This window comes from Oleiphilus sp. HI0125 (genome assembly GCF_001635355.1).
The window spans coordinates 1-1,054 of the sequence record NZ_LWGF01000171.1; the positions used below are offsets into that span (position 1 = coordinate 1).

Annotated in this window: 1 protein-coding gene; it reads left to right on the forward strand. The window is 40.9% G+C overall.

The window, feature by feature from the left end:
• Window positions 1-350: 350 nt before the first annotated feature.
• Window positions 351-1,054 (forward strand): cytochrome c oxidase subunit II (gene coxB, locus A3762_RS02745; RefSeq protein WP_082868896.1); only part of this gene is annotated, 704 nt, incomplete at its 3' end.

Here is a 1,054-nt window from a genome sequence, read left to right on the forward strand (position 1 = left end):
TTTTACAGAAGCACTCGTTGCAAATGTTTCGCCGGATGAATTAAAAACACGCGTTAATCAATTTGAAGAACCTACCGAACAAGAAGAAGTGAGCGTTGTAAAATTGCTCGACCCTCAAGATTTGATCAAAAAGTAAACAAAACTTTCGTGTCGCAAAGCACTGTTCGAAAAAAAAGCTCAAAAAAAGAACAAAAAAGGCCTAAAAGGCGTTGCGATTTCAAAATGCAGCTCGCTATACTCAAAGGGCAATAAAAATAAATCCAACTGTTACTTGAGCTTCTTTGAAGTAGTTAAGTAGTTAGTAGTAGGAAGCCTCACAGGAACAAAAATAATAATCTGTGGAGACCCGTATGCGATCACGCCTAGTAAAGGCGCTGAGTCTGCTGCTGTCTGCAATTTATGCAGCGGATGTAAGCGCAGAGTATGGATTGAATATGCCTCGCGGAGTGACGGACATTAGTCACTCAGTCTATGACTTGCACATGACCATTTTTTGGATTTGTGTGGCAATTGGTGTCGTAGTGTTTGGGGTGATGTTCTATTCGATCTTTAAGCACCGTAAGAGTAAAGGCGCGGTAGCTTCGAATTTTCATGAAAATACCACGATAGAAATTATTTGGACGATCGTTCCTGTAATTATTCTGGTTGTCATGGCAATTCCAGCGACCAAAACACTTGTTGAAATGTACGACACTAGTGATGCTGATGTGGATATCAAAATCACTGGCTACCAATGGAAATGGCGTTACGAGTATTTGGGCTCAGGGGTCGATTTCTTCAGCAACATGTCCACACCCAAAGAAGAAATCTATAACGCACAAGAGAAAAACGAAAATTATCTATTAGAAGTAGATAACGAGCTCGTTGTGCCGGTTGGTAAAAAAATTCGCTTCTTAATTACGGCAAATGACGTGATTCACTCATGGTGGATTCCTGATTTTGCGGTTAAAAAAGATGCCATTCCTGGTTTTATTAATGAGAGCTGGACACGTATTAATGAGCCGGGAGTATATCGCGGTCAATGTACAGAGCTCTGCGGTAAAGATCACGGCTT